Source organism: Methanolobus sp. (assembly GCF_030682845.1).
GTDB lineage: Archaea > Halobacteriota > Methanosarcinia > Methanosarcinales > Methanosarcinaceae > Methanolobus.
On record NZ_JAUXNK010000007.1, the window covers coordinates 1 to 21,638 of the forward strand.

Annotated in this window: 25 protein-coding genes; 19 read left to right on the forward strand and 6 right to left on the reverse strand. The window is 45.3% G+C overall.

Features of this window, described 5'->3' with window-relative positions:
* From Q8J68_RS00325 to Q8J68_RS00390, 14 genes are all read left to right on the forward strand, one after another.
* Window positions 1–706 (forward strand): archaellin/type IV pilin N-terminal domain-containing protein (locus Q8J68_RS00325; RefSeq protein WP_305309584.1); only part of this gene is annotated, 706 nt, incomplete at its 5' end.
* 58 nt (window positions 707–764) lie between these two features.
* Entirely contained in the window at window positions 765–1,553 is a 789-nt protein-coding gene (locus Q8J68_RS00330) for an archaellin/type IV pilin N-terminal domain-containing protein (protein ID WP_305309585.1), read from the forward strand.
* Between the two features lie 33 nt (window positions 1,554–1,586).
* Window positions 1,587–2,318: a hypothetical protein gene (locus tag Q8J68_RS00335; protein ID WP_305309586.1), complete on the forward strand. Its 732-nt coding sequence runs from the start codon at window positions 1,587–1,589 to the stop codon at window positions 2,316–2,318.
* A gap of 51 nt (window positions 2,319–2,369) precedes the next feature.
* Window positions 2,370–3,317, forward strand: coding sequence for a hypothetical protein (locus Q8J68_RS00340; RefSeq protein WP_305309587.1), 948 nt, complete (start codon window positions 2,370–2,372; stop codon window positions 3,315–3,317).
* 21 nt (window positions 3,318–3,338) lie between these two features.
* Complete coding sequence (locus Q8J68_RS00345; RefSeq protein ID WP_305309588.1) at window positions 3,339–5,234, forward strand: histone deacetylase; 1,896 nt, start codon at window positions 3,339–3,341, stop codon at window positions 5,232–5,234.
* 35 nt (window positions 5,235–5,269) lie between these two features.
* The gene (locus Q8J68_RS00350; RefSeq protein ID WP_305309589.1) at window positions 5,270–6,322 is read left to right on the forward strand and encodes a histone deacetylase; all 1,053 of its coding nucleotides are present in this window, start codon (window positions 5,270–5,272) and stop codon (window positions 6,320–6,322) included.
* Window positions 6,323–6,332: 10 nt separating this feature from the next.
* On the forward strand, window positions 6,333–7,235 hold the full coding sequence (locus Q8J68_RS00355) for a hypothetical protein (protein WP_305309590.1): 903 nt from the start codon (window positions 6,333–6,335) through the stop codon (window positions 7,233–7,235).
* Window positions 7,236–7,397: 162 nt separating this feature from the next.
* On the forward strand, window positions 7,398–7,985 hold the full coding sequence (locus Q8J68_RS00360) for a hypothetical protein (protein ID WP_015052408.1): 588 nt from the start codon (window positions 7,398–7,400) through the stop codon (window positions 7,983–7,985).
* Window positions 7,986–8,026: 41 nt separating this feature from the next.
* A complete protein-coding gene (locus Q8J68_RS00365) occupies window positions 8,027–8,944 on the forward strand; it encodes a hypothetical protein (RefSeq protein ID WP_305309591.1) in 918 nt (305 codons plus the stop codon).
* A 13-nt stretch (window positions 8,945–8,957) separates the two neighbouring features.
* Window positions 8,958–9,293, forward strand: a complete 336-nt coding sequence (locus Q8J68_RS00370; protein ID WP_305309592.1) for a hypothetical protein — start codon at window positions 8,958–8,960, stop codon at window positions 9,291–9,293.
* Window positions 9,290–10,345 carry an ATPase domain-containing protein gene (locus Q8J68_RS00375; RefSeq protein ID WP_305309593.1) on the forward strand — a complete coding sequence of 352 codons (1,056 nt, stop codon included), beginning with the start codon at window positions 9,290–9,292 and terminating at the stop codon, window positions 10,343–10,345. The genes Q8J68_RS00370 and Q8J68_RS00375 overlap by 4 nt, the downstream gene beginning before the upstream one ends.
* Window positions 10,346–10,357: 12 nt before the next feature.
* Window positions 10,358–11,137: a hypothetical protein gene (locus tag Q8J68_RS00380; RefSeq protein WP_305309594.1), complete on the forward strand. Its 780-nt coding sequence runs from the start codon at window positions 10,358–10,360 to the stop codon at window positions 11,135–11,137.
* A gap of 15 nt (window positions 11,138–11,152) precedes the next feature.
* Window positions 11,153–12,709: a hypothetical protein gene (locus tag Q8J68_RS00385; protein WP_305309595.1), complete on the forward strand. Its 1,557-nt coding sequence runs from the start codon at window positions 11,153–11,155 to the stop codon at window positions 12,707–12,709.
* A gap of 18 nt (window positions 12,710–12,727) precedes the next feature.
* Complete coding sequence (locus Q8J68_RS00390) at window positions 12,728–13,489, forward strand: GNAT family N-acetyltransferase (RefSeq protein ID WP_305309596.1); 762 nt, start codon at window positions 12,728–12,730, stop codon at window positions 13,487–13,489.
* A gap of 9 nt (window positions 13,490–13,498) precedes the next feature.
* Here the strand turns inward: Q8J68_RS00390 and Q8J68_RS00395 are convergent, their stop codons facing one another.
* Window positions 13,499–14,194: an ATPase domain-containing protein gene (locus tag Q8J68_RS00395; RefSeq protein WP_305309597.1), complete on the reverse strand. Its 696-nt coding sequence runs from the start codon at window positions 14,192–14,194 to the stop codon at window positions 13,499–13,501.
* A gap of 186 nt (window positions 14,195–14,380) precedes the next feature.
* Here Q8J68_RS00395 and Q8J68_RS00400 point away from each other — a divergent pair, with 186 nt between their 5' ends.
* On the forward strand, window positions 14,381–14,788 hold the full coding sequence (locus Q8J68_RS00400) for a hypothetical protein (protein WP_015052400.1): 408 nt from the start codon (window positions 14,381–14,383) through the stop codon (window positions 14,786–14,788).
* A gap of 5 nt (window positions 14,789–14,793) precedes the next feature.
* Entirely contained in the window at window positions 14,794–15,516 is a 723-nt protein-coding gene (locus Q8J68_RS00405; RefSeq protein ID WP_305309598.1) for a MinD/ParA family protein, read from the forward strand.
* A 35-nt stretch (window positions 15,517–15,551) separates the two neighbouring features.
* Here Q8J68_RS00405 and Q8J68_RS00410 read toward each other — a convergent pair whose 3' ends face one another.
* A complete protein-coding gene (locus tag Q8J68_RS00410; protein WP_305309599.1) occupies window positions 15,552–16,229 on the reverse strand; it encodes a hypothetical protein in 678 nt (225 codons plus the stop codon).
* Window positions 16,230–16,450: 221 nt separating this feature from the next.
* Here Q8J68_RS00410 and Q8J68_RS00415 point away from each other — a divergent pair, with 221 nt between their 5' ends.
* Window positions 16,451–16,576 carry a hypothetical protein gene (locus Q8J68_RS00415; RefSeq protein WP_015052396.1) on the forward strand — a complete coding sequence of 42 codons (126 nt, stop codon included), beginning with the start codon at window positions 16,451–16,453 and terminating at the stop codon, window positions 16,574–16,576.
* Window positions 16,573–16,785: a hypothetical protein gene (locus tag Q8J68_RS00420; protein WP_048146697.1), complete on the forward strand. Its 213-nt coding sequence runs from the start codon at window positions 16,573–16,575 to the stop codon at window positions 16,783–16,785. The genes Q8J68_RS00415 and Q8J68_RS00420 overlap by 4 nt, the downstream gene beginning before the upstream one ends.
* Window positions 16,786–16,989: 204 nt before the next feature.
* On the opposite strand, the gene Q8J68_RS00425 is transcribed toward Q8J68_RS00420, so the two are convergent.
* Both Q8J68_RS00425 and Q8J68_RS00430 read right to left on the reverse strand, forming a co-directional pair.
* The gene (locus tag Q8J68_RS00425) at window positions 16,990–17,370 is read right to left on the reverse strand and encodes a transcriptional regulator protein (protein WP_305309600.1); all 381 of its coding nucleotides are present in this window, start codon (window positions 17,368–17,370) and stop codon (window positions 16,990–16,992) included.
* Window positions 17,371–17,470: 100 nt separating this feature from the next.
* Window positions 17,471–18,634, reverse strand: coding sequence for a DUF2117 family protein (locus Q8J68_RS00430; RefSeq protein ID WP_305309601.1), 1,164 nt, complete (start codon window positions 18,632–18,634; stop codon window positions 17,471–17,473).
* A 94-nt stretch (window positions 18,635–18,728) separates the two neighbouring features.
* Between Q8J68_RS00430 and Q8J68_RS00435 the strand changes: the two genes are divergently transcribed.
* A complete protein-coding gene (locus Q8J68_RS00435; RefSeq protein ID WP_305309602.1) occupies window positions 18,729–19,421 on the forward strand; it encodes a metal-dependent hydrolase in 693 nt (230 codons plus the stop codon).
* Between the two features lie 338 nt (window positions 19,422–19,759).
* On the opposite strand, the gene Q8J68_RS00440 is transcribed toward Q8J68_RS00435, so the two are convergent.
* Window positions 19,760–21,346 (reverse strand): sodium:solute symporter, encoded by a 1,587-nt coding sequence (locus Q8J68_RS00440; RefSeq protein WP_305309603.1) that lies wholly within the window; start codon window positions 21,344–21,346, stop codon window positions 19,760–19,762.
* Window positions 21,346–21,468 carry a symporter small accessory protein gene (locus Q8J68_RS00445; RefSeq protein WP_305309604.1) on the reverse strand — a complete coding sequence of 41 codons (123 nt, stop codon included), beginning with the start codon at window positions 21,466–21,468 and terminating at the stop codon, window positions 21,346–21,348. Before Q8J68_RS00445 ends, Q8J68_RS00440 begins: the two co-directional genes overlap by 1 nt.
* Window positions 21,469–21,638 lie beyond the last annotated feature (170 nt).

Consider the following 21,638-nt stretch of genomic DNA (forward strand, 5'->3'; position numbering starts at 1 on the left):
GGGTATTGGTACTCTTATCATATTCATCGCCATGGTACTCGTCGCGGCTGTCGCGGCAGCCGTGCTGATCCAGACATCCGGTATACTGCAGCAGAAAGCCCAGTCCACCGGTAAGCAGTCGACCCAGGAAGTATCATCCAACCTGATGGTCAAGAACATAGAGGGAGTACGTGCAAAAACCAGCGGAAGTCTGTCAACTACTATTGACCTGCTCAAACTTTCAGTAGCCCTCAATGTAGGAAGTTCTCCAGTTGACGTGAACCAGGTAGTTGTATCGATAACCGATGGTACGATTGCACATAATCTTGTCTATGGAGGCAACACTAAATCATATGGTACGATGACTGGTTTTTTAGGAAGTAATACCTCTGCACAGAATTTGGAAGCATTGTTAACTCAGGGCACCAACCCTACTCAATTCTATACCGTCGATAGAATACGCGATGAAGATTCTTCCTTCTCGCAGGGTAACCCCGTGATGAACACAGGTGACCTTATTGTTGTATACATTTCAACTACATCATCAGTAGCTACCTACGATGCCATAGGATCGACTACGGGAACACTTGTATCCTCAAACCTGACCCTTGTTCCGAGAACTCTTGTGAACATTGTACTGACACCTGAATCGGGTGCAGCCACAGTTGCTGAGTTTGTAACGCCCTCATCATACGGCGTTAAGGAAAATGTACAGCTGTATCCGTGATATGGCTAATGGTGTGTAGATACACTACGCATCATCCTTTTTTCCGGAGATGGTTTTCATGAAGGCAAATAATAAGACCGGAATATTCGCTGATAATAAAGCTCAGGTTGGTATTGGTACACTTATTATCTTCATTGCCATGGTGCTTATTGCTGCGGTCGCTGCTTCTGTGCTGATCCAGACATCCGGCATTCTTCAGCAGCAGGCCCAGTCTACTGGTAAGCAGGCAACCCAGGAAGTTTCATCTAACCTGGTCGTCAAGAATATAGAGGGTGTCCGTGCAAAGAACAATGCTACTGATATGGCGGGAAATGTCTCTCTCCTGAAGATAAGGGTAGGCCTGAATGTGGGGAGTGCCCCGGTGGATCTTAACCAGCTGATAGTTACGATCTCCGATGGGTCTAACACCAACGATCTGCTCTATGGGAACAATGCCAAGACTCATGGTTACAGGATGAGCAATTTCTCCTCGGATGCCAATGCTGCAACTGCTAATCTGGCAGCTCTACTGAAGGATACTCAGACCACTCCTGGTCATAATGCAAGGTATTTCTTTACAGCGCAGAAGATCCGGGACGATGATACGTCGTTCACCCAGGGAAATCCTATCATGAACACCGGAGACCTTGCAATTATATATGTGTCCACGGTCTCAGGTAGTGATCTTTCGTATACGACCATTGGTGATGTATCCACCGCCGGCGGTCAGAAGGATTCCAATCTTGACATTGGGCCGCGAACAACAGTTACGATAGTACTGACGCCTGAATCGGGCGCAACGACGATGGCTACCTTTTTAACTCCGTCGTCCTATGGTACAAGGGAAGCAGTCCAGCTCTATCCGTGAGCCGGGCTGTCCTTATCTTTTTAGAGGGATGATATGAGCAAAAACATTACCTGTTTACTCCTGATCATATTTTGCTGCTGCCTGGTTCCAAATGCTTCAGCAGGAGCTTCGTTTACAAACCACATTGAACTGCTTGAGAGTTCTATTACATTCACGGTGAATGAAATATATACCGATGCGGATGCCCTGGCTTTCAGGGAAGACCTCGACACAGATGATGATGGCATCCTTGACACCTTAGAAATCGAGGATTTCAGGGAACGCTACCTGTCAAATGGCGGGGCACAGTTCCTTGAATATATTCTGGTTGATGATGGTGCCCTTCAACTGTCAATAGATTCTATCGATATCCAGTTCGAAAATGCACAGGGACCGGTTGATAATTCCACATTGAGCGTGACAACAACAATACAATACAGTATGAGCTCTGTTCTCTCTGCAGGAGAGCATAGTATATGGGTACTCGGTCACCCTCTTATTGACAACATGAAATTCGTTCTTCCCAAAGGCATGGAAGTGATCTCTTATGACGGACTTGATGAAGCATCCCGATCAGCTCAGGATGGGCGTGCAGTGCTGGAGGGTATCAGTGGCATACGGTCCTTTGTGATAGAGGACAAGCCTGCGTTCGAATATGCAGCTCATGTAACCTTTCAGAAAGAACCATTCTATAAGAATAGCTTCTTTCTCCCTCTCCTTGTAGTAATTGAGATCATACTCGCATCAATAGCGTTATATATAATTAAGAAGAATAAAAATAAATAATATTTAATAAAAACACTCCCATAATCTTTTATCGATCTATCTGGTGCTCACATGAAACACAGGTCATCTAATATCATTTTGATCCTTGTACTTGCATCCGCTATTTTCCATAGTGGTTGCATTGGCCAATCCCCTGAGGAGTCAGTCGAATCTATCGTTGTGGGTTTTTTGAACGCTGTCAATAATGATGACACGGGCTTGGCTTTTGACATGTATAACGGCAAGGATTTTCTTGCACCTGCAAGCATCACGATGATATTCAAGAACAAGGACATTCAGGCAGGAGGTATCAAGGAGACAAGTATAACTTCTATGGAGATATCCGATTCCCTTGCGCTTGTTGAAGTTGAGTGTCTTATTGCGAGCCTGGACATTTCAGGAAAAGAAAAAAATTCATTTTCCATTCCTATCTATTTCAGACTTCAGAATTCCGAGGTCGGCTGGATAATCACCCGTGTATCTTTCCTGCCTCTTGAAATGGGTGAAGCGACAGCACTGAATATAGAAGTTAAAAGAACGGTCATTGATGATATAGCTGATAATTCCGCAATAATATTCGTAGCATCGGCCATGATGCTGGGTTCGGGTGTTTACCTGAATAAGAAAGACAAGAATAAGGTGAAAGGCCAGAACCGGAACGTGGATACATCCAATGCTACAGTACTTCCCAAAGAGACCCTTGCCCAGTATATCCGACTGGTGCCTGCCCAGCAGGGCATTGTTGGCAATAAGACGACCGTTGATGTATGGGTGAAGAACTTTGCACAGCAACCATATGTGGATCTTGCAATCAAAGCGAAGTTTGGGAACACCGTTGATGTTGAGAGTGCAAACCTTTTCTTTGACAATATAGCTCCGGGTGAGACAGCAAAGAGGACATGGGTCATGAAGCCAAAGATTGCAGGCTGGGTAGCTGTTGAAGAACCTACCGTGGTCTTTGAATATATGGGCAACAGGTACATGGGTGTGCTTGATCCTGTATGGATCCAGGTCCAATAACCCTGCTTTTGAGGTGATGATGTGTCTGAAACTCAAAAAGAAAAGACCGGTAAGCAGGATAATGAGCATATCGATGTCAGGAAAATGCTCAATGACGTAATGTCTTCATACTTTAACGATCCGCTTCAAGACACCGGTCTCTCTGTTGCCTCTCATGAAGTTGCAAAGCTGCTGGAAGAGATAAAAGAAGATATCGCCCGTGATACTCCTCATAATACTCCTCATAATACCTCTGATAATACTCCCGATAATCCCTCCGGTACTCAGGAGGAAGTGAAGCAGTCTTCTCTAAATATCACTGGGAATATTCCTGATGATGCATCAGCAACTGAAGGGATGCCTGCCGTCATTGCAAAAAACGCTCTTTTTTCTGATGCTTTCAGGGAAGTTGAATTCCAATCAGTTGAAGTTGCTATTGAGAAAAATGATCCTGTATCTGTCAGTGATGAAGATGATCTGATCTATTCAAAGATCGTATCTGAAGCATTGAAGGCTGTTCCAAAGCAGGTAGTTGCAACAGTTCTCGACCCAGTTATGGAAAAGCCTGTCAAAAAGTCAGTTGGCCCCGTGCCTTCCGGGAAAAACGTAGATATTGGTGTTAGTCCGGCAGAAATTGCTAATGCCAGTGTGAGCTTTTTGCCTGCCTCAGCGGATAAGACCATCCGACCAGCAGATCAGCTCGTCCGTTCAACAAATGTGGCAACAGTGCAGGAGTCCCATTTAAATATAAAATCTGTAGTGGAAGGAAAACAGAAAAACCTCTTTAATAAAAAGAAACATGCTAAAGGGGATGTTCCTGTCAATTTGGCTGATGCAGCAGTGAGGACAATTTCTTCGGACAGGATAGCTTTTCTTTATAATGGGAAGCACACTGCACATAATCCTTCTGTGCTATCTGTCAAGACATTTGAAGTTCCTGACAGGATAACAAAAGCAATGTGGTATCTCGAGAAAAGCAACATATTCCAAAGCAGCCAGTACAGCCTGGTAGATGATTTCACGATGGCGAAAGAGAAGGATCTCCTGCGGGTCCATGATGAGTCCTACATACGCTTTGTAAGCAACTATGCCTTAAACGGTGGCGGTTTCCTTGGTGATAGCACATATATCACTCCCCATACCTATGATGTAGCAAAGCTGGCAGCAGGAGCTGCAATAAAAGCCGGTGAACTGGTGGCCGGTGGCAAGTACTCCTTTTCTTTTGTCATGACAAGACCTCCCGGGCACCATGCAGGCAAAAACAGGTATGGTGGTTTCTGTCTTTTCAACAATGCAGCTATTCTTGCCAGGTACCTGCAGGAAGTAAAGGGTATAGAGAAAATAATGATCCTTGACTGGGATGCACATGCAGGGGATGGCACCATGGAGATATTCTACGACGACCCGACAGTGCTTACAGTATCCCTGCACCGTGATCCCCACGGATTCTATCCCCGGCGAGGTTTCACAAAGGAAGCCGGAGTCCAGGCTGGCAAAGGCTATTCTGTTAATGTTGAGATGCCACCGGGTTCAGGGGATGCGGAATATATGTTTGCCTTTGACGAAGTCGTGTTACCTCTTATTGAAAGCTTCTCACCGGGATTTATAGTATGTTCATGCGGATTTGATGCATACTATAAGGAGAAGAATGTCGGGTTGAACCTGACATCAGAAGGTTTCCATGGAATGACCTCCAAAGTCAGGTCTGTGCATAATGGTAATTTTGTGCTCCTGATGGAAGGGGGATATCATGATTTTAACGGGCAGCTATGCCACAGCGTGTTAAACGCTCTTGAAGGGAAGCCTAATCCTGTGCATGATACACTTGAAGTCTCAAGTTTCAGGCAGAATCAGCAGAAGCAAATATTCGCAGAGACCATGAGCAAGGTGTCAGAAGTGAAAAAAGTAATTCCGATGCTTCATGAGGTGTTAGTATAGTTCGCGTCGGCCTTACTTGCAATGAGAATCACCATATGCATGATCCTCTGCTTAACGGATATCCCAGCCCTGAAAATCCCTCCCGGCTGGACCGGATACTTAACTACCTGTCTGAGAAAAGGTACCTGGATGACGGGCGGTGCTATTTATTCAGATCTGAACCTGCCACGATTGAAGACATACTGAGGGTGCACACGGAAGAATACGTTGCCAGTGTAACAGCAAGTATCCAGCAATCCCGGAAGAATCTGGGAAAGGACACTTACCTGTGTGAAGGCTCCTTTGATGTTCTTCTCCAGTCAGTAGGCGCTGTGCTGCGTGCAGGCGAAGTAGTGGCAAATGGTGCATGTGATCATTCTTTTGCCTTAGTGCGTCCTCCGGGACATCATGCCGGAAAAAACACTTCCGGCGGATTTTGCGTTTTTAACAATTCGGCTATACTGGTTCATTTCCTGAGGGACATCTTCAGGATCAAAAGGGTGGCAATACTGAATATAGACGCTCATGCTTCCGATGGCACATACGGCATATTTTCAGCCGACCCGGATGTGCTATGCATATCCATCCATCAGGACCCTTCAAAAATTTATCCGCATACAGGCTTCATAAAAGATATAGGTATCCGTCCGGCTCTTGGTTTTTCTATTAACATGGAAATGCCTCTCAGGTCCGGTAACAAAGAGTATGGCATACTTTTTGAGGATGTCATAGAAAAAGTAATGATAAAGTTTGACCCTGAAATTGTCATTTTAGAATGTGGATTTGATGCTTACCATAAAGAGTCCCTTTCACAACTGGACCTAACTATCGATGGTTATTATAGCATTATCGATTTTCTTGCCAGTCGGTGGAAAGTTGTTTGTCTGCTGGAGGGGGGTTATCATGAGGACATCGGTTTGCTGGCAGCAATTGTCCTTGAAGGGCTTATGGGTAGAAGGACCATTAAAGATGAGATCGATCAGATAGACCTGCTCGCATCCCGGCATGTGAACACGAGAAAGGAATTTCAGGAAAAACTGTCACGATTGAAGTTAATATTGAGTCCCTACTGGGACCTGGATAAACCTGTCTCCTGTCAGGTAAGATGAGTGTGGCTATATGATCGAAATTGCAAAAAATGCTGATGGAATACGTTTCTATGTCCTTGAACATCCATTTGAGCTTGATAAGCTGGGAATGGGGGATTTCACGTACTTCAAAAAGCACCTGGGCATGTCGGACTACATGGCAAACTTCAAAAGCTGGCTTAAAAGGCCGACAGTGTATCTTATTGTGGCAGTGCAGGATAATCATATCGTAGGCTGGTCAATGAATGAGAGCTGGAGCAAGCCTTCAGGTGACGGGAGGCCCGTATTTGTACTCCGTGCGATCGAGATATCTCCTCTCCTTTCCCGCAAGGGCCTTGGGCGCGCCCTTTTCATCCTTATCTCCAGGATACTTCCAGGTCATATGATCACAAAACCCGTGAACACGGATGCTAAAAAGTTCTTCAGTTCATTGAATTTCAGTCTTCCTCTAAAGAACTACCCCGTCGACCTGGCAGATCATCCGGGTTATTTGGTGCTGGATGAGGGTACTAAGCTTAGCCTGCCCCTTGACAATATGGGCATGGTTCATGACAGGACGACGGCCTGTAAAATGAAAATGTTCCCCAAGGAAACACCTTCTGCCCATAAAGAGTCCCAGATACCTGTTTCTGCAAACAGTTACGTCGTGAACAGGCGAAAGGGTGCTGATCAACCCCAAAATGAAATCAAAAGCAGTGCAGAACCTGAAAAACGTGATGCTGTCGAGGAAGCCCTGCAGAGCGATCCATTTTCATCCATAACAGAAGATGTAAGGGAAGGATTCATCGGGAACCAAAAAATGCTCTCGTCGTGTGAGTGCGGTGAGAATATGGCAGTTAAAATCCGCCAGGATGGTAAAAAGCCCGGAACTGCTTTTATATGTGCGTCCTGCAAAAAAGAGCGCTATTTCCTTCCGTTGAAAAAGAATGCCTGATCTAAAAATCCTTTATATCATTCCCCATTGAGTCTGTTTGCCCCTACCCAATTTTATATTATTTTCTAAATAGAAGATTATTAATAGGCGTAGTGCATACATAGTTTAATTATAATTATCTTAATATATTACTATGAACGATTAAATATCAGGTGTAGACTCATGGCTCAAGAGCAGGGTATAGCAAAAGTAGATCTGACATATATTTTCAAGGCTGTGATGATGGGCAACTCCCTGTACTCAGACAACTGGGAAAAAGGTGTCCTTTACCTGACCAACCTTAATCTGTGGTTCTCTGAAGGTGGGGGTTGGTCAACGATACCTCTACAGAATATCACTATGATTGGCAGGGAAGTCACTGACTCTATAAAAATGAAGGCTCAAAGGTCCATAGGTACATCCCACGTACTCATAATAGATTATGTACAGGCATCCAGTGTCATCCAGGGTGCAACCTCGCCGGCAGTTGCCCTGCTGGCGGGTAACGAGGCTGTTATCAATACTTTGAAGACCTATCTTCAGCCAATATGCGGCACTCCTACAAAGAAGCAGTCTCTTTCTGATATTGATAAAAAGTTATTGTACATGTTGTACACGGGTGTAAACGACCTGCAAAAACTTGCATTCTTCACCGGAGCTGACAGCCAGACCCTGTCTGACAGTTTCAAGAGCCTCAGGGATCAGAAGTTGTGTGACAACTCCGGCACCCTGACAGAAGAAGGCAAGAAACAGATTATGGAGATGATGTAAGATGTGCCGTTTTAGGACTTTCCTGCCGCGGAGGTGGCGCTATGAGTGATGTTCCTCCCGGACTGCCCCCTTTCATGACCGCTTCGCCTGGTGGAATGCCTTCGATGAACGAAGGTAGCTTTGCGCAATCTATGGGTGCTTTTGGTGCGCTGCTCAAGATACAGCAGAACATCAGCGAGAGATTCCCCCTGGCAAAAGTTCCCTGGAAGGAGACGCGGAAGTTCCTGAAGTCTTTCACAATCGATGCTATTAAGTCAACTGCGCTATATAACTTCCAGTTAAAGCTCTTTGCTGAATCCGGCCTGGGTTCGATGCAGCTGATATCATATGCTCCGATGAATTACGTTTTTGCAGTTCCTAACAATCCGGTATGTAACTGTTACCCCGCCCTGAATAACCAGAAAGTATGTGTTGCAACCACAGATGCTCTTTACAGGTTCTTTACCGAGGAGCTTGAACTGGAATGCTCGGTTGAGGAGATCGAATGCATCAAGAACGGCAATCAGGTCTGTAAGTTCAAGATAGCCCTGCAGCCAATATCAGCCTATCAGGTCCTGCTTGATGAAAATGACAAGATGATCCTTTCAGGTATCAGGCCGCAGGTAGATGAAAATGAACTTGTGGAGAGGGTCAGGGCCCTTACAATATATAAATTACTGGATAGTGGAAGGCTTTCTGAGATCGGCAACGCTTACATGCAGTTTGCAGCTAACATGAAAAAACCGGAGAAAATGTTTGATCCTCCATGGAAAGTGCAGGAAGAGCTTGCATCGATAGCCGCAACTCACAACACGTTCGGATCGGCCTTCGGTGCAATGACGCAAAAGGTACAGGCCAGCGCTCCCGTACCACCACAGACTGCCCGGCAGACAGCACCTCAAGGGAGCGTAGAGATCCCGGAAGAAGCTAAAAAAGCAGACAGTTTTGCCGAACTTATGGCTAAGATGAAAAAAGGTTAGAAGAGGTCACAGAATGTCCGGTTCAATAAAAGATTCCATGGATGATTATCTTTCAGATTTCATCGGTAAAATGGTTCGCGTTATTACGCCATCATCACATTACAGAGGAGAATGTGCAGGTATGGATGCAAAAACCAGCAATATACTGCTGAAAAAGGTTGTTAAGAAGAGTGATGTAGGCTGGGTTGACATAAGTGATCATATGCTGGTGATGGGTTCCTCGATCGAGGCTATATATGTAGAGAAAAGTTTCCCCTTCGATAGTAATGAATCATTGATCCTTTCCGTGGAAATGGGGGAATTGAAGGCAATTGAACCTGAATCGATCGACTTTGAGGTATGTGAATGAGCAGAGAGAGAAGAATCCCGACCGGGATAGCAGGCCTTGACAGGGTCATTGAAGGCGGTGTAAGGGATAATACCACCTTGCTTGTAGTCGGATCAAGTGGTACCGGTAAATCCACTTTTGCCATGCAGTATCTCAATTACGGGCTGGAACATGGTGAGAATGGCCTTTATATCAGCATGGAAGAGCCACCTGAGCAGATTATGCGTGAAGCCAAGATGCTTGGTTTCAATCTGGATAAGTATTATGAAAAAGAGCTATTCTTCTTCCATTCAAAGGGCAAGGATTTCGTAAAGCTTGTGGATGAGCAGCTGCCTGCACTGGTGGAGATGAACAAGAACTTCTCTGTGAAGACACGTGTCGTTATAGATCCACTGACGCCTCTTACATGGGCCATCCAGGACAAGCAGGAGCAGCGCGAGGTGATAACCAAGCTGTTCTATACTCTAAAACAGCTGGGCCCGGTCCTGATAACAACTGAGGAGCATGCAGCTCCGGGTGAGACCATAGGCGAGGATGTGCTTATACCCATATACATGTCCGACGGTGCAGTCCACCTTACCTATCGCCCGATAGGCGGTGCTTTCAACAGGGCCTTGGAGATCATAAAAATGCGAGCTACAAGGCATGGTGAGGAAGTCTACCCCTATATTTTCGTGCGGGGTATCGGAGTTGTGGTGCGTACCACTCCGCTGGTGTCAGCCGAAGACATGCGTAAGTATGATGATCTGTTCAACAAGGCCATAAGGACAGCTGCAGACCTTGGTGCCAACGAAACCGTACTTGAGCGTCTTGCCTACGTTAAGGAGAACTGGTCATATCCCTTCTCACCCAAGGAAACGCTGCAGATATTCTTCGAATCCCAGGGGCTTACTGATGCACTTACCAAAGACGAGATTGCCCGGAGGAAAGAGGAGAGCATGCCTTCTGACATACAGCTTGATCTGAAGGAGCTTTCAATAAAAGTTCCGCTTGAATCCGTTGTTGCGGAGCCTGAAGAAGAAGGTCTGATAGAGATAGATAATCTCCGTGATCTGGAAGAGATGCTACAGTAATTAAGTACAGAAGTGGTAAGCTTGGCGGTTAAAAAGACAAAAGATGACCTGGAGGATGTATCTCTTCTTAAGTTTGCCCTGGTCTCACAATTAAAAAGGACTTATGAATCAAGCGATGCCGATGTACTGCTGTTTGCAGGTGCAGATGGCAGGATATACGCTTCGTATATCCCTGACAGTATAGGTCCCAAGATATTTGAGCTGACAAATCTCATAAGTCACAACCTGCTGCATGTAAGTCAGCAGCTTGCCATGGGGCTTAAGCAGTCGGTGATAGAATATGACTTTGGCACTGTCATCTTCTCCTCAGTAGGAAGAGGCGCACTCCTGATATCTCTTTTCGCGGGCAAGGCCGACCTTTCCGATGACATGCATAAGATACAGGTCGCAAGAGAGGTCATACAGCACATCTTTGAGCAGCGCCCAATGACAGCTGACCAGTTGTCCAACTACTCGGAGGAGGTAGCTTCAGAGCTGCGTATACTTGCCAAGATAGTGTTCAATGAGATGTATACCCAGTCGTCGGAGTATAAAAAGAACATGGAGATACTCGCTGACATCAAGAAAAAGATCACTGGCGTGATGGGCAGGGGCGAGGTGGAGCCTGCACTTGCAATGGCCTTCAACGAGATCGCTTCTTCTCCCAAGTGGATGACAGAGGACCTCTGGCCTTTGCTTGTCGAGATGATCATCAGGGACCAGATACGTCCTTTGCATGGGGATTATGTTGCTGATATATGTGAAGCAGAGTGGATACCTGACATAAAGCGCAAACTGGAGTCGTTTGTATGAAGCGGTGGTGCCAGAATGGGTAGTGAGATATGTGCTGAGGCACAAGCAGAAGATAGTCAGATGCCATCTTCAGTTTCCAGCTGTGCGGATAATGGATCTTCAGGGCTTCTTAAGGTTAAGGTTGGCGATAAGGGTTGCTCTGCAGAAAACGATGAAAAAAGTGATAATTTATCTGGCACTCAAGCTGCATTTGTGGCTGATCCCAGATATCGGGAAATGGAAGAGAAACTGGCACTCTTTGAGAGGAAATTTGAGGAGCTTCAGGTGAAGGTTAGCGAGGGATTCAGTGAGCGTGACACTTCTATCTCTTCTATCCACACCGAATTGTCCAAAATGTCACCTCAGGGCGAGTTCAGGCAGTTAAGAAGGGATTTCGATATCTTCTCAAAACGCCTCAGAAGGATCGTAAAGTCAGAGGACTCACTCAGCGCTGAAACGCTTGACGCTGCAAAGGTCCCGCCTGATGTGCTTGAGATAACCTATGCCAAAACCCTGAACGATCTTTATGCTGCCATGCTGAATATATTCGGTGACCGGGAATCATCAGAGATTGTCGAGGATACCAGAGATAAGGTCCGCCAGTTCAGTGCAGGAGTGGATTTTTTCAGGTTTGAGAATGGGGTATTCCTTGTCAGGGGACTCTCAGATGCAGTATCTTCAAAACTCGTCTCAATAAAACAGATACATGCGACCTATATTGAGCTTTTCAAGATCTTGTCCCAGGCAGTTCCCAATTACAGTTCACAGGACTTCAGGTCCTTTGTCGAGACGGGAAGCAGGGAATATACAGTACAAAAAGTTGTTTCCCATGACAGGTCAATTGAAAAGATATCTTCCAGGTTGCCAGTTATCACTGAAGAACTTACAAACCTGACAGAGAATATGCAATTCATAGCCGAGCTCCAGAACAACCAGCTCGAAGATATAAGGTCACATGCAGAGGGTATTGAAGAGATCAGGGCCCAGATGAAGAACATTACAAAAGTGGTAAACCTTCATACAAAGGCACTCCGGAAACTAAACAAAACCCTTGAGGAGATCCGCACTTTGGATAACACTTCTGCTGTGAGTTCTTTACAAGCTCCTCAAGCCGATATGACATCATTTGAAGAGAGCATGGCCTTAAAAGCAAACCGGGATGAGATGCTTGTTATCTCTGAAGCTGTTGCTTCTTTCCGGGATGAGGTCAACAGTAATCTTGCACAGATGCAACAGCAGATGCTGCAGTCAATACAGGATGCAGAGAAGATGCAGCTTATCCATTCTGATATTTTACAGGTGCGTGAGGAGCTTGAACATATCAGGTCTGTAAAGCAGAGTTCCTGCAATACATCTATTACATCTATAGATGAATTTTCCCCCGGGCATATTGAGCAGATGATCCTTGAAGAGCTCAGGGAGTCCGGGCCTGTGACCCTGAAACAACTGGAGAACCAGATGATCTTGAGGTGCAGCTTAGGTTTTGATGAACTCTCATCTGTTGTGGGTCATATGGAGCAGGCACAGTTGCTGATATCTTTCAAGAAGGGCAGGTATACCTATTTTACTTTGAGGGAACTGGCTAACGTGTAAAAAGAGCGGTATGCGAAAATGTCTGTTAATGATATGTGCTTGTTACATAAGGCTGGCAATGTCTCCTACTGCCTGCTTGAATCGGAGGATGTAATTGACAGTCTCCGGATCGAGGTAGGCCAATCCGGTACACCTGGTTTCAATTACTTCCATAATAACTTCGGAATACCTTATGATTTCCTGATGAAGACATCTGTTTCCTCAGGACATGCACTATTCGTTTCCATTGATGCCTGCAACCGGCTTCTTGGGTTTGCCAGGTTTGAAAAGGTATCAGATAATATCGAAAAGATACACAGGGGAAAGAAGAATGTTGTCCGCCACTCTGTTCACCTGCTCCGCAGTATCGAGGTTCATCCATCCCACAGGAATATGGGTATTGGTAGATTGCTATTTGCAATCGCTGCTAAAAACCTGAGATCAAATGTGATAACAAAACCTGACAATCATGATGCTGCCCGCTTCTTTAAGGAAAGGCTGATGTTTGATTCCATATGTGGCACTGACTGCATTGTATTGCCACGCTACAGGGATTGCCTACTGCTACCGTATCCTAAAGCCCGGCTCCTTCTGAGGCAGCTTGCAGGAAATTATCCAAGGATGGTCATGCCTGAACTTGTCGATTCATATGAGGCCCTTAAGTTCAGGTCAAGTATGGGCAAACATATCCCCAAGGATGACATACTTGCATTTGAACATTACCTGGCCAGTTCCAGACATCTGCTGGACAGGAAGCTCTCAACGGAAATGGACACGCTTCTGGAAAATCTCTGCACTTGAAGGCGAAAATCAGGTTCCTTTTTTCAGCATATAGATTCCTTCCGGATCGATAACAAAAGGATGCTTCCCTGGAATAAAGTCGCTTCCGCGCATCTTGATCACTTCCAAATGCCTTTCAAGTCCGCTGTCAGCTGTCTTTCTTTCCAGGGACAGGATGGTGTCTGCCATGTATGACCAGTGACTGACAGTAATGGACTCCGGGTTTATCTCTCCGGTAACCATGAGCAGTATGCCTCTCTCCTCAAATTCCATGAACAGGCTTTGCGTGAAGGCTCTTAGTTCACAGCCCCTGAACTCCCTCTCTTCAAAAGTGCTGCCTATCGATTCCAGGATCGTTATGGTGTCAATGACAACCCTGGTCGGGGAAGTGTCCAGGACATTATCAGTAATATATTCGAATATGGAGAAATCTCCTTTGGCTATGATATCTGTGCCGATGGAGTGGATGGCAAGCATTCCGGAAGTAAGCACCTGGTCATCGAAAAAACCAAGCTGGCGGGTGGTCGAGATCACCTTGTTCCTTGAACCTGAAAGCAGGGATATGTAGGCACATTTCTCCCCTCTCCCGGAAGCATTGAACAATGACTGAAGGCAGATATTGGTCTTACCTGAGCCGGCGGTCCCTGCAATCAGGACAGTTGAAGGTGAGATAAATCCTCCGCACAGGATATCATCAAGTCCTTTTATGAATGATGAGTTTCTCATTTTTTTCTCCGGTTTTTCATGCTGAATTTATCTATTTATCTAATATGAAGTCTGCTGAGAGCAGGCAATTTTTCTTCTTTTCAAATTGTCAGATGTTTCTCTTATATCCAATTGGTCAAACTTATATATTATCACATCTATTAAATTTCGCACATAGTACTATGATAATAACACGTGCTGATAATTATGTCTGACCTGCACAATGACCCCGATATTCTGGAGTACCTGAATAATATAAATAGGCGTTTACAGTACCTTGAGTTGCGCCTGTCGAAAATCGAAACATGCTCCCCTCCACAGATCGATGACAAAATGGCTGTTTTTCTCACAGTTCCCGATTCTATCCGGAAATCCCTTTTTGCTGTCTCCGATCTTAAGTCGTGCACTGCGGATGAGGTCAGTGTTATTACAGGCAGGCACAGGTCCATTGAGAACAAATACCTTAATGAGCTCTACAGGGGTGGATGGCTTGTGAGGGAAAGGAAAGGCAAAAAGATATACTACTCGATGAAGAAAAAAGATGAGCCTGATAAGGGTGGCCACTGGTCTGCAGTCGAGGAAGTAGAAGACAAGCTTGACCGGTTGCTGGGGTGAGACAAGTGCTGCTAAGTTTTCATTCATATAAAGGGGGCACGGGTAAAACAACGTTTGTTGGAAATCTCGCTGTCCTGTTATCGATGCGCGGGGAGCGGGTATGCATTATCGACACGGATGTTAATGGCCCCGGTATCCACTCATTGTTTAATATCAAGTATGAGCTGACACTTGTTGATTTCCTGCAGGGGACATGCAGGCCATCTGATGTGGTCTACAGGTATGGCAACAACGAGCTTTACATAGTCCCATCAAAGGCATGTGAGGAAGATATTATAACAATGTTCGATACTCCCGGGGAAGCCAGGGATAAAATGCTTGGGCTTATAAACAGTATCCATAAGGACCTTTCTATCGATCATTTCCTCTTTGACTGCAGTCCGGGCATTAACAGGTCCAGTCTGCTTGCAATGAATATTGCTGACAGGGCAACCATTATCTCGACAATCGATGTTCAGGATATAAGGGGGACTTATCTTCTTTCCAGTATGGCGGATAAGCTGGGAACCCGCGCATATCTGCTCTTTAACAGGACTCCCTATGATAAGCGCAAGGAGATCGATGAGGTCGTAAAGGATTTCAGCAAAAAGCTTGGTACCAGGCTCATGGGATCAATATGTTATGATAATTCGGTGGCGCGTGCCTGGTCGCGCAAACTTGTGATGGAAGAAGAGCCAGATTGTGATTACTGCCTGCAGTTAAAAGAAATTGCAGATAAGCTGATCTGAATGTCTCTGTAAGCAGTTTGAGATGGGGCTTATACTCAGGTTATATTAAAGTCCTTTATCTTCTTGCTTGCAATCCCGTCCAGCTCCTGTTGCTCTTCAGGTGTCAGCCTGAATATCTCCCTTATTTTTTCCATATCAGTATCTACAACTTGTGTGGTCAGTTCTTCGCCAAAGAGATTGTAGCTGTTCTCTGCCTGGCCGCTGCGCCCAATTTTGTGCATCATGTTACCATCCATCCTGAAAATGTTGTCAAAAAGACGGTTTATGTCGGTCTCATATTCTGTATCTTTAGGCCTTGTACCGGAAGCAACCAGCAGAGTTGAGTTTTTTTCACTGCATTTGTTCAGGAGTATCGCAAGGAACCTGAAAAGTGGTTTCCTGTCTACTGCGGCCGCCATATCATCGAAATTCTGGATAAGTATTATGAACTGCTTATCAGCAAGCAGTTTTCCCAGACCGATCAAAGTATTCGTGAAGTTCCTTGAAATTGGGAGGAGCAAAATGTCTGCCTGTAGATTAAGGTTTGTGTATGCGGGCGATTTACCCCAATGCATGCAGATGACAGGCAATCCGGAACCGAATTCAAGGGAGGTGATCATGTCTGCCAACAGCTCAATATGTTGCGAATCCTCATAATGGAAGAAAAGTGAACACTTTCCTTCAATAAGTTTCAGAAAATCAGTTGATACCCGGATCGATCCATTTTTGCTCATATTGCCTGGGCCGCAGTTTTAAGTGGATTTCATTGTGTAATAATGATATAATCATGTATTAATATAATGGTACTGATTTATCTTTCAGATGCATTATAGTCTCTAATATTGCCTCAATTTTCGAATCCCTTCCTGTTTTTCTTGCAAGTGCATCCTTTTGTGGTTCTGAGCCCGAAAAGATTAAAACCTATAGCAACAGATGTTAATCGAGGTGCTTTAGTATGTCAAAGTTCCAGAAAAGAGGTTATGAACGTAAGGGTGAAAAGAAACACGAAGAACTCGATGAAAAACTGCTTCAGGAAAACCTCAACGACCTTGTAAAAGAAGGTGGTGAAATAACAGATTGAACATACAAATGCACATTGAGGTGTTAAATAGCGATATTTCCAATACGGAACTAGAGGTTTCGCAAGGAACCACTTATGAAAAGATCCTTGAAACACTCGGTCTCAATCAAGAGACCGTCCTCATTTTAAAAGACGGACAAGCCGTTCCTGTAGACGGGATGGCTCTGTCCGGCAGCTTAAAGATCATATGCATTGCATCACAGGGATGAACAGCTCCTGGATTATTTTTAAAATCAAAGATGGCCGAGTTTACTGTAACTCCTGTTCAAGGGCAGGTTTTGATTCTCGAAAAAAGAATTGAGATATTTGTTCTATGACACATGTGGTTTTCATCCCCTGCCTGCCGGCCCGCAGCTGTCAGGAAAGGGGACTCCACCTGTCGATAGATAAACTAACCGGTAAACTGGCGCACATCACATTTTACGTGTGATGTCCTTGAGTTTGGTAATAGCATCCATCGTTGTTCGTGTGTCTTCTATTATCTTGCGCTCATAATGCTTGATAATATCTTCAACAGGAGCGGAAAGTTTGTAGATCTTTGTAGGCCTGCCCTTTCCAATAGCTTTTTTGTTGTGGATATCGATCCAGCTTCTTTCGCGCATCTGCCTCATGGCAACACTTACTTCCGGTTGTCTTAGTCCGGTGCTCATCTCTATTTCCTGTGAGGATGCTTCCTGCACATTGGAGAGATAAGTAAGCGTTGTGGCGACGTTCCTAGACATTCCCAGACTTTTCAATGCGTCAATGAATCTATAGTCTGTGTCATCCAGTATTTTTACTTCATATTCTTTCATAATAACCCCTTATTTAATTGTGCTCACTAGGAGCTCTAATACATAGTATGCAATTATTATATTTAAAGTTATATATGGTTATATTTAAAGTCCTGAAAAACTAATAATTTCGAGTAAAATCCAGGCAGTTTTTAGATAAAGATGTAATTTTATTCTGTAACTCTGTTAAAGATTTAAAATACGCATTTCCGTTGCCGCCAAATATCTCGGCTCTTATCTTTTTACCCACAATATCATCATATCCGGGCCGGAGCCTGAGCACCAAAGAGCCTGGGAATATGTGTTTCCTGTGCTCAAAGCCGTCACTATCCCCGTCAGTGATCCCTATGATAGGTATGCCAAGCCTGTACAGTATGTCCCCGGCGATCTCTGTAGTGTCATCTCCTATAGTGACAGCTACCTGCGCACCGGCTGCCAGTTCAAAAGACCTTTCTGCTTCATGGTCAATGATGACTGCTTTGATGCTGTCCGGAGGTCCTGCCAGCTCAGGTAAGGCCACATTGCTGGATTTGAGAACACCTGCTTTTTCCGTGTACAGGCGCGCAGAGAAGTTGTTGCCTCGCAAAGGGCCGCTTTTTATCCAGCACCGCGTGATGTCAATTGTCTCCCTTTGTTCGTATCTGTGAAGCTTCTCAAGACCGTGCTCCTTAACTCTGGCTCCGGCTATCTCGGTAATGAACCCGTTCTCTGTGGTAATACTGACATCCTTGGAGAGTGCGTAGGCGACAACTACCCCATTGATGAGTATGTTCTCTCCGGGATGCACCCCGAACACCTTCCTCACTATCCGGTGCCCGTTATTCTCAATGATTATGGGTGTGATCACCTCCGGGACTGCCGATAACCTGAGTCCCAGTGAGCTGGCAAGATTTGAGGCAAAGGTTATTGCGACCCCGTTCCAAGGGATCACTTCCCCATCCCCGCATGAAGGCCTCTCTACATGGATAAGTGGTTTAAGATGGCTATTAACAAGGTTTGCTACCACCAGGTTGGCAAAAACGCGCCCGTTCTCTATGGTCTTACCATGGTTCAGGAGAACGACTACATCTTTTGTCAGGAAGAATTGCTCGATGCATGCGCTTGGCCTCAGAGATGCCTGTATATCTATCACCTCTTCGAGATGAGCATCCAGCACGGCAGTCTTACCTATAGTGCCCGCCATTACTGCTGTGGTCTTTCCGAACCCGTTAAGTATTTCTATTACCTTCAATGCCATTCCCGAATCAATGATATCCGGGCCGTGGATGACTATGCCTATCTCCATGTTGCTTCCAGAGGCTGGGTTATGTATTTTGTTGCATGGATATAACCATTCTGACATGACAAATTATTAGTCGGATGAAAGCCACAGTCTGCTCATGAATAATGTCAGACTGACATGGCTTGGTCATTCCTGTTTTGAGGTGCGCTCAAAATACAGGCTGCTGATAGATCCTTTCCTTGACAGCAATCCTGCGGCAACTGTCCGTTCCACAGAAGTGGAGCCAGATTTTATCGCAGTCACTCACGGACATTTCGATCATCTGGGTGATACTGTCGGGATAGCACGACGAACAGGGTGCAGGGTGGCCTGTATCCATGAACTTTCACAGTATCTCCGGTCCAGGGGTGTCCTCACAGAAGGAATGAACATCGGTGGCTCTATAACACTGGGGGATATTGCACTTACAATGACCGATGCCTGCCATTCCTCTTCTATAGATGAGTCTGGTTATTCCTTTGATGGTGGAAGGGCTGCAGGCTTTATCATTCATGCAGGAGATGTCTGTATTTACCATGCCGGTGACACGGGGCTCTTCAGGGACATGCAGATGATAGGGGATGTGTACAAACCCGATGTTGCAATAATCCCAATTGGAGGCCGATATACAATGGATGCTTATGCTGCTGCTCTTGCAGTTGGTATGTTGCGCCCGAGAATTGCAATACCCATGCATTATAACACCTACAAGCGTATCTCACAGGATCCCTATATTTTTGCATCCCATGTAAAAAAGGTATCAAGTGCCAATGTCATCATTCTTGAGGTAAATGATTATATGGAAATGTAGTCTATGAATTGCATGCTTTAGCTGCATTTTCGCCTTCCCTATGGTTAGGTTTATATTTCTGTATGTCAAAGAGAGTTAAGGCAAAAGTCGATTATAATTATAAAACACATATCCCCTCTAGTTCTCGTCATACGACTTTTGCCTTTCTCTAATTATTCGCTTTTCCACAATGCCATATGGAAAAAGCAAACATGCAGAAGATGCTGAAAAGCATTTTTAATCTCGTGCAGAAGCTTCAGGAAACTCACAAATGACAGTCATTCTAAAAAAGAAATGTGGACATTACTAGCTGTCCACTTTTTTTGGCTGCATCTTAGCTCCTGACCTTTATCTTTTTCTTATTTACCAAAGCATTTTTCCAGATGTTCCTGAGAAATTGGTTTTGTGAGCAGGCTGACAACTATCGCAGTCAGGAAAGCCAGGGGTGTGGCAATTATTATCGGGTCAACGACCGTCCATGTTCCGCTCAGGAGTGTTGCCTTTCCAAAGATAGCCTGGCTGAGGCCAAAGGGCACAGCCTCTTTGGCATGTACGAACAAAAGCCAGAATAGACTGCTGAAAGCTCCCACCAGCATGCTTGCTATCGCCCCTTCTCTGGTCATGCGTTTCCAGAAGAGGGCGCCTGTGTACATAGGCAGGAAGGAGGCTGCGCAAAGGCCAAAGAAAATAGCCGTGGCAGTTGCAATAATACTTATCGGCAGGATGTATGCGAGTACAACACTGATCAGGATCGTAACCGGTATTGCTATTTTGGTGACGTTGATGGCTTGTCCCAGTTCCCCTTTCTTGACATACTCCCTGTAAAAGTCATGTCCTATCGCAGTTCCCATTGTATGGAACTGTGAACTCATCGTGGACATGGCTGCAGCCAGCAATGTCAGCATGAACAGGATAACAAAAACATCAGGCATTGCGCTGTTGATATACTGGGGTATTATGAGGTCTGTGTTTCCCCCCGCAGCCACTATAGATATGACATCCAGATTATTGAAGAAATATACATTAGAGAGTGCCCCTACCGTGAAGGCCACACCAGTCATCATAAGGATAAAGGGTCCTCCGACCAGTACTGCCCTGTTCAGGGCCTTGTCGTCTTTCACTGTCATGAACCTGACCGCAAGCTGAGGCTGGGCAAGCACTCCAATACCTACACCAAGCACAAGTGTTGATACAAGGCTCCACCAGATGGGTGATCCGAACTCAGGCATAGCTGTCCATCCCAGATGTCCCCCTGCCTGCAGGCCTTCAGGTACCAGGTAAGCCATATTGGTGAGTGCCTGGTGAGCTTCCACAACACCGCCCAGTTTAATATAAGTGAAAGCTAGCAGGAATGCCATCCCAAGGAACATGAGAGCACCCTGGAGTGCGTCTGTGTACATGACCGCGATGATGCCTCCCGTGATGACATAGGCAGCAACTATCACCGTGAGGATGAGAACAGCAACATCATAATTTACATTGAGGGTGGTTTCGACAAACCTTGCCCCTCCTATAAGCACTATTCCGGCATAGAGCGGCATGAAGAGACCGATAAGGGCTCCCGAGAACCCCTGGATGAAACGGGACTGATATCTTCTTCCAAGAAGTTCGGGAAATGTGACTGCGCCGAGTTTTAATCCTATTCGGCGGGTTCTTTTCCCAAATATGACAAAAGCCAGGAAGATACCTACAATGATATTCATGACAGCAAGCCATAGAAGACCCATGCCAAGCGCACCGGCAGCTCCACCGAATCCTATTATAGCTGAGGTACTGATAAACGTGGCTCCATATGAGATGGCCAGGACATATGGATGCATCTTCCTGCCGCCCACCATATAATCTTCAGTCTGCTGCGTTTTCTTATAGCCAAGCCATCCCAGGTAGAAAATGACCATTAGATAGATAAGTATTGCAATACCGAGAATTGGTGTACTGACAGCCATCAGCACTCCTCCTCTTCTTCGCCGTCATTCCATTTAAGTGCACCATAAATGACACAACCTACAGCACTTAATAAACAAAGAACATAAGCAAGCCATATTTGCGGATCGTCGATTCCAAGCATTTTTCTTCTCCTTTTTTTTAATACTAAATCATAATGCGACAGTGCTAAATGTTAGCACGTGTCACTATTTAAATCTATCCAAAATATTCGGGGATCACTCTGCACGATATGAGGGAATAAAAAGTAGAAGCAAAGATGGATCTGACTGCAGAGAACAGGTCATAATGTAT

Excerpts from the sequence above, each read along its gene's own strand:
- Q8J68_RS00330 (WP_305309585.1), top strand. The coding sequence starts at position 765 with ATGAAGGCAAATAATAAGACCGGAATATTCGCTGATAATAAAGCTCAG.
- Q8J68_RS00340 (WP_305309587.1), top strand. The coding sequence starts at position 2,370 with ATGAAACACAGGTCATCTAATATCATTTTGATCCTTGTACTTGCATCC.
- Q8J68_RS00445 (WP_305309604.1), bottom strand. The coding sequence starts at position 21,468 with ATGCTTGGAATCGACGATCCGCAAATATGGCTTGCTTATGTTCTTTGT.
- Q8J68_RS00390 (WP_305309596.1), top strand. The coding sequence starts at position 12,728 with ATGTCTGTTAATGATATGTGCTTGTTACATAAGGCTGGCAATGTCTCC.
- Q8J68_RS00435 (WP_305309602.1), top strand. The coding sequence starts at position 18,729 with ATGAATAATGTCAGACTGACATGGCTTGGTCATTCCTGTTTTGAGGTG.
- Q8J68_RS00370 (WP_305309592.1), top strand. The coding sequence starts at position 8,958 with ATGTCCGGTTCAATAAAAGATTCCATGGATGATTATCTTTCAGATTTC.
- Q8J68_RS00350 (WP_305309589.1), top strand. The coding sequence starts at position 5,270 with ATGCATGATCCTCTGCTTAACGGATATCCCAGCCCTGAAAATCCCTCC.
- Q8J68_RS00385 (WP_305309595.1), top strand. The coding sequence starts at position 11,153 with ATGGGTAGTGAGATATGTGCTGAGGCACAAGCAGAAGATAGTCAGATG.
- Q8J68_RS00335 (WP_305309586.1), top strand. The coding sequence starts at position 1,587 with ATGAGCAAAAACATTACCTGTTTACTCCTGATCATATTTTGCTGCTGC.
- Q8J68_RS00355 (WP_305309590.1), top strand. The coding sequence starts at position 6,333 with ATGATCGAAATTGCAAAAAATGCTGATGGAATACGTTTCTATGTCCTT.
- Q8J68_RS00410 (WP_305309599.1), bottom strand. The coding sequence starts at position 16,229 with ATGAGCAAAAATGGATCGATCCGGGTATCAACTGATTTTCTGAAACTT.
- Q8J68_RS00425 (WP_305309600.1), bottom strand. The coding sequence starts at position 17,370 with ATGAAAGAATATGAAGTAAAAATACTGGATGACACAGACTATAGATTC.
- Q8J68_RS00400 (WP_015052400.1), top strand. The coding sequence starts at position 14,381 with ATGTCTGACCTGCACAATGACCCCGATATTCTGGAGTACCTGAATAAT.
- Q8J68_RS00360 (WP_015052408.1), top strand. The coding sequence starts at position 7,398 with ATGGCTCAAGAGCAGGGTATAGCAAAAGTAGATCTGACATATATTTTC.
- Q8J68_RS00365 (WP_305309591.1), top strand. The coding sequence starts at position 8,027 with ATGAGTGATGTTCCTCCCGGACTGCCCCCTTTCATGACCGCTTCGCCT.
- Q8J68_RS00375 (WP_305309593.1), top strand. The coding sequence starts at position 9,290 with ATGAGCAGAGAGAGAAGAATCCCGACCGGGATAGCAGGCCTTGACAGG.
- Q8J68_RS00440 (WP_305309603.1), bottom strand. The coding sequence starts at position 21,346 with ATGGCTGTCAGTACACCAATTCTCGGTATTGCAATACTTATCTATCTA.
- Q8J68_RS00430 (WP_305309601.1), bottom strand. The coding sequence starts at position 18,634 with ATGGAGATAGGCATAGTCATCCACGGCCCGGATATCATTGATTCGGGA.
- Q8J68_RS00415 (WP_015052396.1), top strand. The coding sequence starts at position 16,451 with ATGTCAAAGTTCCAGAAAAGAGGTTATGAACGTAAGGGTGAAAAGAAA.
- Q8J68_RS00395 (WP_305309597.1), bottom strand. The coding sequence starts at position 14,194 with ATGAGAAACTCATCATTCATAAAAGGACTTGATGATATCCTGTGCGGA.